At 63.2% G+C, this 15,061-nt stretch carries 10 protein-coding genes and 1 tRNA gene; 4 read left to right on the top strand and 7 right to left on the bottom strand.

The features are described 5' to 3' along the window. The 6 genes from argH to K8W16_RS03925 all read right to left on the bottom strand — a co-directional run. On the bottom strand, window positions 1-917 hold a 917-nt coding region (gene argH / locus K8W16_RS03950; RefSeq protein ID WP_304121329.1), incomplete at its 3' end, for an argininosuccinate lyase. Between the two features lie 130 nt (window positions 918-1,047). Further along, window positions 1,048-2,256 (bottom strand): argininosuccinate synthase, encoded by a 1,209-nt coding sequence (locus K8W16_RS03945; RefSeq protein ID WP_304121327.1) that lies wholly within the window; start codon window positions 2,254-2,256, stop codon window positions 1,048-1,050. Window positions 2,257-2,892: 636 nt separating this feature from the next. After that, the gene (locus K8W16_RS03940) at window positions 2,893-3,864 is read right to left on the bottom strand and encodes a TAXI family TRAP transporter solute-binding subunit (protein ID WP_304121324.1); all 972 of its coding nucleotides are present in this window, start codon (window positions 3,862-3,864) and stop codon (window positions 2,893-2,895) included. Between the two features lie 123 nt (window positions 3,865-3,987). Beyond that, window positions 3,988-5,997, bottom strand: coding sequence for a TRAP transporter fused permease subunit (locus tag K8W16_RS03935; protein WP_304121322.1), 2,010 nt, complete (start codon window positions 5,995-5,997; stop codon window positions 3,988-3,990). 132 nt (window positions 5,998-6,129) lie between these two features. After that, entirely contained in the window at window positions 6,130-8,949 is a 2,820-nt protein-coding gene (locus K8W16_RS03930) for an FAD-binding and (Fe-S)-binding domain-containing protein (protein WP_304121320.1), read from the bottom strand. Window positions 8,950-9,153: 204 nt separating this feature from the next. Then, window positions 9,154-9,229, bottom strand: a tRNA-Lys gene (locus K8W16_RS03925). A 104-nt stretch (window positions 9,230-9,333) separates the two neighbouring features. Here K8W16_RS03925 and K8W16_RS03920 point away from each other — a divergent pair. Together K8W16_RS03920 and K8W16_RS03915 are read left to right on the top strand one after the other, a co-directional pair. Further along, on the top strand, window positions 9,334-11,361 hold the full coding sequence (locus tag K8W16_RS03920) for a cytochrome c biogenesis protein CcdA (protein ID WP_304121318.1): 2,028 nt from the start codon (window positions 9,334-9,336) through the stop codon (window positions 11,359-11,361). A gap of 55 nt (window positions 11,362-11,416) precedes the next feature. Beyond that, on the top strand, window positions 11,417-11,770 hold the full coding sequence (locus tag K8W16_RS03915) for a hypothetical protein (protein ID WP_304121316.1): 354 nt from the start codon (window positions 11,417-11,419) through the stop codon (window positions 11,768-11,770). Between the two features lie 294 nt (window positions 11,771-12,064). Here K8W16_RS03915 and K8W16_RS03910 read toward each other — a convergent pair whose 3' ends face one another. Continuing rightward, the gene (locus tag K8W16_RS03910; RefSeq protein WP_304121314.1) at window positions 12,065-13,042 is read right to left on the bottom strand and encodes a D-2-hydroxyacid dehydrogenase; all 978 of its coding nucleotides are present in this window, start codon (window positions 13,040-13,042) and stop codon (window positions 12,065-12,067) included. Window positions 13,043-13,397: 355 nt separating this feature from the next. On the opposite strand from K8W16_RS03910, the gene K8W16_RS03905 reads away from it, so the two are divergent. Further along, entirely contained in the window at window positions 13,398-14,585 is a 1,188-nt protein-coding gene (locus K8W16_RS03905) for an ATP-binding protein (RefSeq protein ID WP_304121312.1), read from the top strand. A gap of 103 nt (window positions 14,586-14,688) precedes the next feature. After that, on the top strand, window positions 14,689-14,973 hold the full coding sequence (locus K8W16_RS03900; RefSeq protein ID WP_304121310.1) for a hypothetical protein: 285 nt from the start codon (window positions 14,689-14,691) through the stop codon (window positions 14,971-14,973). Window positions 14,974-15,061: the final 88 nt, after the last annotated feature.

Below are 15,061 nucleotides of genomic sequence, written 5' to 3'. Positions count from 1 at the left end.
TTGAAAAGATTGCCGTACACGCGACCGGTCTTGCCGCGCATGATTTCTGCGACGTCGGGATTCTTCTTCTGCGGCATGATGGAAGAGCCGGTGGAGTGTTTGTCCGAAAGGGTAATATAGCCGAAGAGCGGGTTGGCCCACCAGATGATCTCTTCGCAGAAACGGGAAAGGTGGCCCATGCACACGCTGCCGCAGAAAAGTGCCTCCAGGGCGAAGTCGCGGTCGGCCACGGCGTCCATGCTGTTGTCGAAGGCGCCGTACATGCCGAGTTCCTCGGCCACCATGGCCGGGTTCAGGGCATAGGTGGTACCTGCGAGGGCGGCGGCCCCCAGGGGGCTTACGCGCACGCGGCGCTCGCAGTCGGCCATGCGTTCGGCGTCGCGCCTGAGCATCCAGGCATAGGCCAGAAGATGCTGGGCAAGGCTCACGGGCTGGGCGGGCTGCATGTGGGTGCAGCCGGGCAGAAGCACGTCGCGGTTTTCTTCCGCACGGCGCACGAACACGCGCACAAGGGCGCGCACAAGGCGCATCCATTCGCGCAGCTGATCGGAAACGAAAAGACGGAAGTCGAGGCAGACCTGGTCGTTGCGGCTGCGGCCGGTGTGCAGCTTCTTGCCCACCTCGCCCACGATCTGGGTGAGGCGGGTTTCAATGTTCATGTGCACGTCTTCCAGTTCCTGCTTCCAGGGGAAGGAACCTTCCTCGATTTCCCGCTTCACCTGGTCGAGGCCTTCGATAAGCCTGTCGGCCTCTTCGGCGCTGATGACGCCCTGCCTGCCCAGCATGCGCGCATGGGCCTGGGAACCGGCGATATCCTGCGCGTAGAGCGCGCTGTCGAAAGAAATGGACTCCGTGTAGGCTTCCACGGCAAGGCTGGTGCTTTCTTTGAAGCGGCCGCCCCAAGGCTTGTCGGACATGGTAACTCCGGGTGTTTGCGGGCGCTGTGCGCCCGGTAAGGCGAAAACAAGAAAGGCCCGCGGCTGCCTTCCGGCCAGGGAAGGCGGCCGCGGGCGCGAGACGCGGCCCCGGGCTTTTCCCGGGCCTGGATTACTTCAGAAAGCGGCTCACGCGGTCGGCATAGCCGCGGATGCGCAGGCCCTGCAGGCGGATGAAGCCCGCAGCGTCCTTATGATCATAGGTGGCACATTCCTCAAAGGTGGCGAGATCCTGGCAGTAGAGGCTGTGGGGGGAGTAGCGGCCCACGGGCCAGGCATTGCCCTTGTAGAGCTTCAGGCGCACTTCGCCGGTCACGCCGCGCTGCATCTGGTCGATGAGGGCCTGCATGGCTTCGCGCTCGGGAGAGAACCAGAAGCCGTTGTACACGGCTGCCGCATAGCGGGGGATGATGGTCTCGCGGGTGGCGAGGGCTTCTCTGTCGAGGCAGATGCCTTCAAGGTCCTTATGGGCAATGTGCAGCACGGTGCCGCCGGGAGTTTCGTACACGCCGCGGCTCTTCATGCCCACGAAGCGGTTTTCCACCATGTCGAGGCGGCCGATGCCGTGCTTGCCGGCGATCTTGTTCAGGGCCACCACCATTTCACGGGGGGTGAGGCGTTCGCCGTTCAGGGTGACGGCGTCGCCCTTCTCATAGCCGATGGTGATGTATTCCGGTTCGTTGGGAGCCTGTTCCACCGGTACGGCCATAATGTAGCTGTTCGGGCCGGGTTCTTCCCACGGATCTTCCAGTTCGCTGCCTTCAAAGGAACAGTGCAGCATGTTGCGGTCCATGCTGTAGTGCTTGTTGGAGGAATTAACCGGGATGCCGTGCTTTTCGGCAAAGGCGGTGAGCGCGGTGCGGCTCATGAGATCCCATTCGCGCCAGGGGGCGATGATCTGCAGGTCGGGAGCAAGGGCGTTGATGGAAAGCTCAAAGCGCACCTGGTCGTTGCCCTTGCCGGTGGCGCCGTGGGCGATAGCCACCGCACCTTCCTTGCGGGCGATTTCCACAAGGCGCTTGGAGATGAGCGGACGGGCGATGGAAGTGCCCATGAGGTAGCGCCCTTCGTAGGTGGCGCCGGAACGCAGCATGGGGTAGATGTAATCGCTTGCGAACTCGTCGCGCAGGTCTTCGATATAAGCCTTGGTCGCGCCGGTCTTCAGGGCCTTGGGTTCCACGCCGTCCAGGTCGTCTTCCTGGCCGAGGTCGGCGGTGACGGTGATAACCTCATAGCCGTGCTCCACGATGAGCCACTTGAGGATGACGGAAGTATCGAGCCCGCCGGAATACGCAAGGATCACTTTATTGTTCTTAGCCATGGCAAAACCTCACGGGCGGAAAGCGCCCATGGTTGACGTTGCACCGCCTAAGCGGAAAATCATGCCGGGAACCCGGCTTTTCAGGCATACATTGCTCTTCCCCGCCCACCCCGGCGCGGGCCGAACGCGGAAGAAACTTTCTTGTAGAAAGATTCTCACGCTTTGTAAAGCCCCGGCCCGCACGGCCTTTCCCCGGCTCCCGGACGAAGGAGGCAAGCTTTGCCTGGCCCTTCCCTCTCCGACAGAAACTCCCCCGCATTCGCCCCGGACGCAAGGCTTTTCCCTCCCCGAAGCTCCCCTCCCTGCCTCCCGCGCTAAGCCGGGATCGCACACGCCCCGCGCGGGAGGAGCGCCGCATCGGCTTGGGCTGCGCAAGGCCACGGAGGCAATCCCCCTCGCGGGCAAGACTGCGCTGCGGCGCCGCCGCTTCCGGAGACAACGGCACGCGCCTCCCCCTGCCCGAGTCGGGAAAGGAAGCGTGCGGGGAACCTTTTTCGCAGAGGACACTCCCGGAAAGCCGCGGCCCTTCCCTCCCCGAAAAAAGGTGCGGGAGCCGTTTTCCGGGGAGGGCCCGCACGCAAAAAGGCCGCCCTGCCCTTCGGCAAAGGCGGCCCGGAACCCTGCGGAAAAAGAGGCCTATTTCAGCACGCCCACTTCCTTATAATACTTCGCCGCACCGGGATGCAGGGGGATGCCGGCGAGGTCGGTGACGGCGCCCTCAAGGGTGATCTCCTTCATGACGGCGTGGGAATTCTTCACAATGTCCTGATTTTCCCAGAAGCACTTGGTAATGTCGTAGATCACGTCTTCGGGCAGGGATGCGTCGGTGATGAGGACCATCTTCACGGCAGTGGTCTGCACGGCCTCATTCTGGTCGGGATAGGTTCCGGCGGGAATCTGGAACTTGGCGTACCAGGGGTACTCCTTGCTGAGGGCGGCGAAGGTGGCGTCGTCGATGTTTACAAGGCGACCGTCGGCGGTGGCGCACATTTCGGAAACGCCGGCATTGGGGAGCCCGGCCATGATCCAGGTACCGTCAAGCTGCTTGTTGCGCATGAGGTCGCCCGCTTCGGCGGGGCCGACATACTGGGCCTTGATATCGCCGGGATAGGCAAGCCCCGCAGCCTTGAAGTGCACCTGCGTTTCGCCGATGGTGGTGCCGCCGGCGACGCCCGGCGCGAAGACCTTCCCCTTGAAGTCCTTGAGGGAGGACACGTTGCTGTCGGCGCGGGCAATGACCTGGTTGGGGTTGTAATAGAGGCCCGCGATGATGCGCACGTCGGGATATTCATGGCCCTTGAACTTGTCCAGCCCCTTCATGGCCTGATAGGTGATGCTGGTAATGGCGAAGGAAACCTGGGCGTCCTTCATGCTGAGAAGCTGGAGGTTCTGCACGCCGCCCTTGGAAGACTGTACGCTGGCCTTCACATAAGGGAGCTTGGTGCTCCACAGGTTGCCGAGGGCCGCGCCTATGGGATAAAGCGTGCTGGTGGTGGCGGCCGTGGGGATGCTGATAGTCACGGGCGCGCGGTCGGCGGCGGAAGCGTCCATGGCGCCGAAGACCATGGACACGGCGGCCATCATGGAAAGAAGGACTTTACCGTACATAACTCACTCCTGAGCCTGTTGGGGTTGCCCCGCCCCTCCCAGAAAAAGGAGGAGCGGGGAGGGAAAGCATGGTTGTGCAGGGATGCATGGGCGGAACATCGCCCGGGGCGCGCCTGCCCGGCGTCAGTCGGCGGGAACGGCCTTTTCTCCCGCGCGGAAGGCGGCGGTGGAGCGCCGGTTCAGCGCCGCCGCCGCAAGGATGACGGCTATGCCTATGGCGTCGGTGGAAAGTCCCGGGTCGATGGTGAGCACCGCGCCCGCGATGAACAGGAGGCTCTGCAGCCATGAGCAGGGGCCGAAGAGCCAGCGCTCCAGGCCCACGGCCAGGGCGCACACGCCGAAGCTCGCGGTAATGAAGGCCCACACCGTGGCCAGGGCCGGATTGTCGGAGCTGTAGAGCAGCAGCGGATTATTGAGGAAGAAGAACGGCAGGATGAAGCCGGAAAGGCCGAGCCTCACGGCGATGAGGGAGGTCTTCGTCTCGTTGGAATGGGCGATGCCCGCAGCCACATAGGAAGACATGGCCACCGGGGGCGTGATGTTGGAAAGGCAGGCGTAGAAAAGGCAGAACATGTGGGCCGCCATGGGCTGCACGCCGACGCCGGTGAGCACGGGCACGGCCACGGCCGCCACGATGACGTAGGCCGCAACTCCCGGCACGCCCATGCCGAGAATGGTGCTCATGACCATGACGAACACGCCGCCGAGGTAGAGCTGCCCTTCGCCCACATACTTGAGCACCTGGAAGCCGAAGGTGAGGCCGAGCCCGGTGAGGGACACGGAACCTATGATGATGCCGATGATGACGCAGGAAACGCCCACGCCCACGGCTCCCTTCGCGCCTTCCTCAAGGGCCTGGATGATGCGCCTTAAGCCCATGCGCGTATCTTTGGAGAGCCAGGAAGCGGCCACGGTGGCGAATATGGCGAGGGCTGCGGCGAAAAGCGGGGTATAGCCCATGAACATGACGGCCATGAGCACCACGAGGGGGATGATGAGGTGGCCGCGCTTTTTTATGACCTGCACGGCGTCGGGAATGTATTCCCTGGAAAGGCCCTTGAGGCCGAGCTTCCTGGCCTCGAAATGCACGGCCATGATGAGCCCGAGATAATAGAGGAAGGCGGGAATGGCCGCCGCGAGCATGACTTTGGTGTAGCTCACGCCGAGAAATTCCGCCATGATGAAGCCCACCGCGCCCATGATGGGCGGGGCGAACTGCCCGCCCGTGCTGGCCACGGCTTCCACGGCCCCGGCGAACTCCGCCTTGTAGCCCGTCTTTTTCATGAGCGGGATGGTGATTGCGCCCGTGGTAGCCACGTTGGCGAGGGCGCTGCCGTTGATCATGCCCATGAGGGCGCTGGCAATGACGGAAACCTTGGCGGGCCCGCCCGCGCTGCGGCCCACCAGGGTGAGGGCGAGATCGTTGATGAATTCGCTGAAGCCGCTGATGCGCAGAAAAGCGCCGAAGAGCACGAAGAGGAAGACGTAGGTGGCCGAAACACCGACGCCCACGCCGAGCAGGCCCTGGCTGCCCCAGAACATGTGATCCATCACGCGGGTGAGGGAAAAGCCCACATGTCCGAAGGCCCCGGGCAGGTATTTCCCCAAAAAGGCGTAGGCCAAAAAGGCCAGGGCGAGCACGGCGAGATTGGGCACCACGCGGCGCGCGCACTCAAAGGCCACAAGCACACCTATGCCGGCCACCACATAATCCTGCGTGGTGAACCAGCCGCCGCCCATGGCAATGTCGTCGTAATGAAGGATGAGGTAGCCGAAGGCGTAGAAGACCGCGCCCACGCACACCGCATCCCAGAGGGTGGGAAGGGCCCTGTCGCGCTTTTCGCGGCGCAGCGCAGGATACATGAAGGCGGCGAGCACCAGAAGGAAAATAATGTGGAAGGAACGCAGCTTCATGGCATCCATGGCCCCGAACACGGAGGCATAGAGCTGGAACAGGGAAAACGCCACGCAGATCACGGCGATCACGCGGGAAAAAAAGCCGTGGAAGCGCCTTGTGCGTGATTCCGTTTCCTTTTCCTCCACCAGGGCCTGCGCCCTTTCCTGTTCTTCCATGGAAGCGGCGACCTCTTGCGCCTCCATGACCTCATATTTCTGATCTGAACTGTTATCCATCGTTTCACCTGTGGAATATCCGCGGCCCCGGGCCGTCCTTTCTTCCGCGCCCTCCAGGGGCGCCGGGCATATATGGAAAATGCTTATCGGCCGCAACGCGGCGCTGTCAAGAGCGCCGCGCGCGGACATGGCTTACTTTCGAGCAGAAGAACATTCGTCGATAAGGTAGAGGATGTTGCGGTAGGGCTTTTTGCCGTGCTTCGTCAGCCCCACCTCGCAGGTACGGGAGGTGCTGAATCCCTCCTCGCAGGAGGCGATCTGATCCTTCAGCCCCTCAAGGGCGGCGGCGTTGAGTTCCGGGCGGGTAAAGCCCTTGTCCCCGGAAAAGCCGCAGCAGAAGATGCCCTCGGGCAGCACCACTTCCTCGGCGCAGAGCCGCGCCACACGGCAAAGCTCCTCCACAAGGCCCATGGCCCGTGTGGAGCAGGTGGCATGCACGGCCACGCAGCCGCGCCTTTTCCGAAACTCCAGCCTGTCGACAAGAAAACGCAGGGTGAACTCCACAGGCTCGTAGAGCGAAAGGCTGCCGTCCAACGTCTTTTTCATGCGGGCAAGGCAGGGGCTCGTGTCGCACATCACAGGCCAGCGGCCCCCTTCCGAGGCTTCCCGGAGCGCCGCATCCAGAGCCTTCGCGCTCGCCTCGGCTTCTTCCTTCATACCCTTGGTTTCAAAGGCCTTGCCGCAGCAGAGCTGCTCCACATGGGCGGGGATCACGGCGTCGTAGCCGGCCTTGTCCAGAAGGCGCAGGGCCACGTCCATGAGCGGGTCGATTCTGCGGCCGGAATCGCCGCTGTAGCCCATGGAACGTACCGCGCAGGAGGGGAAATAGACCACCTTTTCCCGGCCCGAAACATGGGGCGCGGGCACGGCGCTTCCGCCCGTGAGGCGCACCTCTCTGAGGTCGGGCACAGTCATGCCCGTGAGCTTTTTCGCCAGGTTGCCGCTTTTCTCCGCCCTTTCGTGCCCCAGAGCTCCGTGCAGCGCATGCGCTGCCGAAAGGCCCAGGGAAACGGCTCGCGTCACCGGGGCCATGTGCCTGCGCACGAAGGCGGCGGCCTTTTTCTCCCTGTCGCTCAGCTCCTCATGGCGCAGGGCGCGCATGAAGCCCGCCACGTCCAGCCCCAGGGGGCAGCGCGCGGAACAGAGCCCGTCCGTGGCGCAAAGGTCCAGCCCCATGGTGCGGAAGAAGTCCCGCCACGATGCGAGGCGCTCCCTCTCACCCTTCTCTTCCATGCCTGCCATGGCCCTCAGGGCATAAATGCGCTGGCGCGGGCTGAGCCCCGTTTTCGCGGAAGGACACACCGCTTCGCAGAAGCCGCAGTCCACGCAGAGATCTACGCCCCCGCCCACGACGCCCGCCGACTTCAGATGTTCCACATGGCAGCGGGGGCTGTCGTTCAGAAGGCAGCCCCGGTTCAATATGCCCGCCGGATCCAGAAGGGCCTTCAGCTCCAGCATGACGCCGTACAGCTCATCACCCCATTCGCGACGGACAAAGGAGGCCACGGCCCGGCCCGTGCCGTGTTCGGCCTTGAGCGCTCCGCCGAGCCCGAGAATGAGCTCCGCCGCCCTCTCCACGAACTCACCGAGCTTTGCCACGTCGCCCGCCTCGTTCAGCCTGAGCGGCAGGGTGCAGTGCAGGTTGCCGTGCATGGCATGGCCGTTCACGCCGGTACGGGCACAGCCCAGCTCCTGAAGGATGCGCACAAGGCCCCGGCTGGCCTCAGGCAGGCGCTCGGGCGGCACGCAGTAATCCTCCACATAGGCGTATTCCTCGGGCAGGCGCGTACCCGCAAGGGCGGGGAACAGGGCGCGGCGTATATCCCAGAGCTTTTCGCACTCCGCGCCCTCCGTCACGAAGCCGAGCTTGGCCAGGGGCTTTTTCGCCCGGATGATATCGTCGATAGCCCGTATGCGCTCGAAAAGCCCGGCGCCGTCCCCCGCGCGGGTTTCCACCAGCAGCGCGCAGTTGTCCGAACTTTCCCCCTCGGGACAGAATTCCTGCGGAAATCCCGGGAGCTTCGAGAGGCATCGCAGGGAAATATCGTCCAGGAACTCCCCGGCGTAGAGGCCGAGGCCGGAGCGCATGGCGAGCACGGCGTCCATGGCGTCGTCCATGGAGGAGAAAAGCGCCATGGCCGTGGCGCGTTCCTTCAGGAGGGGGAGCGTTTCCAGAGTCACGGAAAAAATGAAGCCCAGCGTGCCTTCCGAACCGATGAGAAGATGCTCGAGCATGTCGAGCGGGTCTTCAAAATCGCAAAGAGCGTTCAGGCTGTAGCCGCAGGTATTGCGTATGCGGTATTTGCGCCGCACCTTTTCCGCAAGAGCGGGGGAGGAGAGAATACGCCCGCGAAGGGCGCGCAGGCCCTCCAGAAGCGCGGCGTGGGAGGCGCGGAAGGCGCGCACGCTTCCGGCGTCTTCCGTATCCACGAAGGTTCCGTCGGCCAGCATGAAGGCCATGCCGCGCAGGGAATGATAGATATTGTTCTCCACCGTGCAGCCGAGCCCGGCGGCGTTGTTGGCCGCCATGCCGCCTATGGTGGCGGAGGCGATGGAGGAAGGATCGGAGGCGATGAAACGGCCGTAGGGGGCAAGGGCGGCGTTGATTTCTCCGCCCCTCATGCCCGCGCGGGCGCGCACGAGGCGGCCTTCGTCAAGGATATCGAGGCCGCGCCAGGCGGGGCCTCTGAAGCGCAGGGCAACATCTTCGGCCACGCTCTGGCCGCTCAGGGATGTGCCGCTGCCCCGGAAGGTCAGCGAGACGCCGCAGGAAGCGGCAAGGGAAAGGAGCTTCTTCAGCTCATCAAGGGAAAAAACGTCAATGACGGCAAATGCTCTCGGTTCAAACGGGCCGGCGTCCACGGAAAGAATCCGGGCCGGCGCTTCCCCGGTATGGGTCTGCGACCAGGGCAGCAGATCCCGCACCTTGTTCAGAAATACCTGGCTTTTCATGGCGACCTCTGGAAGGAATTCTCCTTTTGCGCTTTCGCGCCCCTCTGCCGGGGCCGCCTTTGCCGCCCGCCCTTCCGCGCACCCGCGTCAAGGGCAGCGGCCGCAGAAAAGGCGGCCCGCGCCTTCATGCCTCCCGGCACCGGCAACGCCGGGCCCGGAAATCAAAAAAGCCCCCTGCACGGATGCAAGGGGCGATTTTGCGACTGGTGGGTCACCGGAGACTCGAACTCCGAACCAATTGATTAAGAGTCAACTGCTCTACCAATTGAGCTAGTGACCCAGTGCATGAAGCGCAGAAACAGTCATAGCCGCGCAGGGCCTCCCCGTCAAGAAAAATTTTGCCTTTTCCGGGAAAAAAGTTTAGCGTGCCTTCCCATGAAAAGGATGTCGCGCTTCATATTCCCCTTCGGCCTGCTGCTGGCTCTTTTCTTCGTCTTTTCAGGCGGAAAGGCCGCTTCTGCGGCGTCGGACCTGCCCTACCGCTTCCATACGGAATGGGCCAAACTCTCCGCCGTAGACGGCAGAACCCTCACTCCCCCGTTGGAGAAGAACACCTCCATGGCGGTACTGTGGCTCATGCCCCAGCCGGGCTACCACACCTACGCCCATGAAAATGGGGACGAAGGTATACCCTTTACCGTGACGGTGCTGGCGGACGGGGAGCCCCTCGCGCCGGGCAAGGTACAGATCCACTATCTTCCAGGCGCCGAATCTTCCCTGCCTTCCGGGGGAAAAAGCTATCTTTATCACGGGACAGTCCCCGTATTTCTTGTGTTCCGGGAAGCGGAATCCCGAGCCGTGACGCTGGATATCTCCCTGCTCGCCTGTTCCGACCAGCACTGCCGGCCCGTGCATACGCGCATCCTTCTGCCCACCGCTCCGGCGGAACTTCAGAATGCGGCGCAGCAGAGCTGGTTCCCGAAATTCCTCGAAAGCCCCGCCTGCTGCGGGGAGGAATCCGTGCCGCCGGAAGTGCCCGCCGTCCCCGAAATTCCCAGGAAGCCGGCCGCCGAAAGGCACGCCGACCTTCTGCCGGACGCGCCCACCTCCGTGTTCCAGAAAAGAACCAAGCTGAACGCTGCGCCCGCCGTGCCCCTGCCCTCCGCCGCCTCACGCACGAAGCCGGAAGGCTGGTCCTTCACGCCCCAGCACCTGGAGGGGAGCTTCCAGATCGACGGCTGGCCGAGAGCCGTGGGCCTCGGCCTGCTCGCAGGGCTTCTTCTGAACTTCATGCCCTGCGTGCTTCCCGTGCTCACCATGAAATTCTCCGTACTGCTCGACCAGGAGGAGAGCTTTGAGGAGCGCCGCAGGAGCATACGCGAGCACACCATATTCTTTGCCGCAGGCATCGTGGCGTGGTTCACGCTGCTCGCCGTCATTTCCGGGCTCACCGGCATCTTGTGGGGCCAGCTTTTCCAGAGCAGCGAAGTCATATTCCTCATGCTGCTCATCGTGTTCTGCATGGGCCTTTCCATGTTCGACGTGTTCCACCTGCCCGTGCTCGACCTTCAGACCCATCACAGCTCCTCCCCGCGCATGCAGGCCTTCAGCACCGGCATGTTCACCACGCTTCTGGCCACGCCGTGCAGCGGCCCGCTTCTCGGCGGCGTGCTGGCCTGGGGCATCACCAAGCCCCTGCCCGTGCTCATGACTATATTTGCGGCCACGGGCGTGGGCATGGCCGCGCCCTATGTGGCGCTCGCCTGCTACCCCCGCCTGGTGCGTTTTCTGCCCCGACCCGGGGCGTGGCTCAGCGTGCTGGAACGGATTCTCGGCTTCATGCTCATGGGCACGGCCATTTATCTTTTCTCCCTTCTGCCCCCGGCGCTGCACGTCAAGACGCTCATCACCCTGCTTGTGGCCTCCATCACGGCATGGATATGGGGCCGCTGGGGTAGCCTGCGCGGCTCCATCACAAGGCGCATGTTCCTGGGAGCCTTCGCTTTCGGAGCCATTTTCCTTTCCGGCTTCTGGGCCTTTTTGCCTGCGCAGAAGGAAATCGTGCCCTGGGTGGAATTTGCCGAGGAAAGCTTCCGCGAGGACCTGGGAAAAAAGGCCATGATCGTGGAATTCACGGCCGACTGGTGCCCCACCTGCAAGGTGCTGGAACGCACCACCCTCGCCGCGCCCAATCTCCTGCCCATCATGGATCAGTATTCCCTCACCGCCGTGAAGGTGGACATGACGTTCAAAAACGAATCGCATCAGAAGCTTCTGCGCGCCTTGAACAGCGCCAGCATCCCGCTGCTCGCCATATTCCCGGAAGGGGAAGGCGCCGGGAGCCCCGTAATACTGCGCGATATCTACACCACCACCGACCTGCACCTCGCCCTGCGCCAGGCGAAAATCCCGCACAAGCGCATGGTGGAGATGCTGAACCCCGTAAAACTTCTCAGCCAACCCCGGGAATAGGCCGCAAAAGGTTCTCCCCTCACCCCGAACATAACCCGAACCCAAGGTTTTTTTCATGAACACGATCAAGACCCTTCCCGAATTCGCCGCCCTTTCCGAACTGGAAATCAACGCCGCCCTCGACGCCTACGACGATTCCGTCGAAGAGGAACACTCCAGCTGCGGCGGCGGAGAGGAAAACGAGCCCGCGCCCGCAAGCCCTGTGGTAGCCGAAGTCTTCCGCCTCATCCGCGCCTATACCGACCGCATGAACGCCCTCATTGTGGAAGCCCGGGAAAAGAACAGGGAACTGCCGGAAAATTTCCTGGCCGACATGCTCGCCTATGAACCCGAAGCCCCCATCGAGCGCGTGGCCTTCGATTTCGTCACCGACGCAGTGCTCGACGAGGAAGAGGACGACGGGAACTGATCCCAAGGAAAGCCGCGCGGCGGAATCCGCCGCCGGGCTTTGAAGGAGCTCTTCCCCGCAGGGGAAAACGCCGTTTTCCTGCCCTGCCGCGGAACCTTCCGCCCATGAAAAAGGCCGCGTCATGCGGCCTTTTTTACGGCACGGCAGAAGAAAGCGCGCTCCAAAGCCCGCAGCTGAAGACTCCCGGCGGAAATGCCGGGGCCCCGCCGGGCAAGCCTTCCGCCTCCGGCTCCCCGGAACGCCTGCCCAAAAACAGAAAACGCGCCGCGCCTGTTTTTCTTCAGCCGGGCGCGGCTAGCCCCGGCGCAGCCATTCCTTATTGACCACGTTCTGCGGGTCGCCTGCCTTGTAACGCCGAATATTTTCCAGAGTGATGGAAACGATGTTCCGCCGCGCTCCGTCCGTCATCCAGGCAAGGTGCGGGGTGATGAGGCTGTTCGGGGCGGAAAGGAGCGGATCGTCCATGGAGGGCGGCTCCTGCTCCAAAACGTCCGCCGCAAAGCCGCCGAGGCGGCCCGAACGCAGGGCATCGGCCACGTCGGCTCCGCATACCACGGGCCCGCGCGAAGTATTTATGACGACGGAGCCGGGCTTCATCATGTCCAGCGTCTCCCGGCACACCAGGCCGCGGGTCTCCTCCGTGAGGGGACAATGCAGGGAAAGAACGTCCGACTGGCGGAAAAGCTCCTCTTTCGAGACAAAGGAAAAAGGCTCGTAGCCCGGCGCAGGCACGGACCTGTGGGCGCAGGCCGCGACCTTCATGCCGAAGGCGTGGGCTATTTCCGCCACGCGCCTGCCCAGGTTGCCGTAGCCGAACACGCCGAAGGTTTTGCCCGTAAGCTCCACCTGCGGGGTGAGGCAGTAGCAGAAATCGCCCGCGCGGCCCCAGTCGCCCCGGCGCACACTTTCATCGTGCAGGCTTGTGCGGCGGCACAGTTCCAGAAGCAGGGCGAACACATGCTGGGCCACGGCGTCGGTGCCGTAGGCCGGGGTGTTGCACACCACGATGCCCCGCTCCCCGGCGGCGCGGGAATCCACCACGTTGGTGCCCGCCGCCGTCACGGCTATGCAGCGAAGCCCGGGCAGCGCATCCATCAGGGCGGCATCCATCACGATTTTGTTGATGACAAGAATTTCCGCGCCAACGGCGCGTTCCCGCACCTCGTCAGGGGAGGAACTCTCAAAGCATGTCCACTCATCCTCTCCGTCCACGGGCCACGGGAAAGGTATGCCCGCCTGCAAAGTTTTGCCGTCCAGCACCGTTATCTTCATCGCCTTTTCTCCTTTTGCAGATTCCCGGGGAACAACCCCGTGCGGCCTGAGCGCTGCCCATGGGGCCCGGAGCACGCCCGTGGGGACGCGCTGCCCGGGTATGGAAGCCGCGCTCCTCTCCTGCGAAAAACGCCTGTTCCCGGCGGCAAAGGGTCCGGGGACGCCTGTTCCCGGACTCCGCACGGCGGGAACAGGCAGGGACGGGCCCGCGCCTCATACTGGAGGAAGGGATCTTCCCCCGTCTGTTCTGCTTGTGCCACAGCCTTTACCCCGGTGCAAGAGCGGGGATTTTCCGCGCTTGCATGCCGTGTGCCGTCGGCCTATACTTACCCAAACTTTTTGAAGGTGGCCTTTCATGAATTTCCTGCCTCTTTACAGTGTCAAGCTCCGCAGTCTCGTCGTTTTCCGCAACATTCTTTCCGACCCGGCGGTTGCCCGCCTTCAGGTCCTGCTCGATACCGATGTGGCCGACACTCCGGCCGGGGTGGAGGCCTACTGCGCCTTTGCCGCCGCGCTGTTTGCCCACGGCGACGACTGGAGCGCCTACCTGCTCAATCTGCTTCTGGAAGATGAAAACATCTACATGCGCGCAAGCTGCGGCACGGAGCCCGTCTCCCCGTGCCTTGCCGAATGTCTGGAGCATGAACTCAAGTTTCTCCAGGAGCTTTCCACCTTCAACGGCGAAGCCATACGCGGCCGCCTGGCCTACGCGGGCTTCCTGCCCCGCTGGAAGACGAGCGCGCTCGATTTCGCCGCAGCCTATCATGAACGTATCGCGGGCATCCACATTACAGGCTACGGCATGTTCGCACGCTACCGCATGTTCACGGTGAAAGACGGGGAACTTATTCCCGTGCGCCACCCCGACCCGCAGACTCTGGAGCAGCTCCCCGGCTACGAACGGGAACGCGCCAAAGTCATTGCCAACACCGAAGCGCTGCTCGACGGCAGGCCGGTGAACAACGTGCTTCTGTACGGCGACGCGGGCACGGGCAAGAGCAGCACGGTGAAGGCCGTTGTCAACGCCTACTGGAACCGGGGCCTGCGCCTTGTGGAAGTAAAGAAAAATCAGCTCTACCAGATTCCGGAAATCACGGAAGCGCTTTCCCGCAATCCGCTCAAGTTCATCCTGTTCATCGACGATTTGAGCTTCAGCAGCAACGACAACGACTTTGCGGCGCTCAAGGCCATACTGGAGGGGAGCGTGAACGGGCACAGCGGCAATTTCGCCGTGTACGCCACGAGCAACCGCCGCCACCTCATCAAGGAAAGCTGGGAAGACCGCACCGGCAACGACCTGCATGAAGGCGACACGCGGCAGGAGCTCATGTCCCTTTCCGCCCGCTTCGGCCTCACCGTCACCTTCTTCCGGCCCGACAAGGACCGCTACCTTGATATCGTGCACAAGCTGGCCGAACAGTACGGTATCGACATGCCCAGAGAGCAGCTCGATATCCGCGCCGAGGCCCATGCCACGCGCAACGGCGGGCGCAGCCCCCGCGCGGCCAAGCAGTTCATCGAGCTTACCAAGTCCGGCATTTAGCATGCCTTTCACGGACGGGCCGGGGAAAGCCCGGCCTGTCCCGCACAAGCCCCTTCCTTTCCCGCAACACTACTCCCGGCCCGCCGGGATACAGGGAGCCGCCATGAAACATATTCCTCTCCTCTGCCTCTCCCTTTTCTGCCTTGCCTCATGCGCCACGAAAACCACGAGCAGCGTGGTCAGCTACGATGCGGCGGGCAATCCCGTGTCCACGCAGGTGCACAGCCGGAGCAGCAACGACACGGCCGATACCGCCCGCGCCCTGGGCAACGACGTGAAAGAAAGCGTGGTGTCCGGCTATGAATGGACCAGGGACAGGACGCTGGAAGGCTATGAATGGGTGAAGGAAAAGACGACGGGAACAGACAACGCCCCGGCAAAGAAATGAGCCTCTGCATTTCTCATGTTCCTTACTCGGAAGCCTGCCCTCCCTCTCTCGCCTCACATCCATGATTCTCCGCACGAAAGGAATATGC

The sequence above is a fragment of the Mailhella massiliensis genome, from assembly GCF_020741395.1.
In the GTDB taxonomy this organism is placed as follows: Bacteria; Desulfobacterota; Desulfovibrionia; order Desulfovibrionales; family Desulfovibrionaceae; genus Mailhella; species Mailhella massiliensis_A.
Note: the sequence above shows the minus strand (reverse complement) of the source record. Positions and strands in the feature narration are given on the sequence as shown.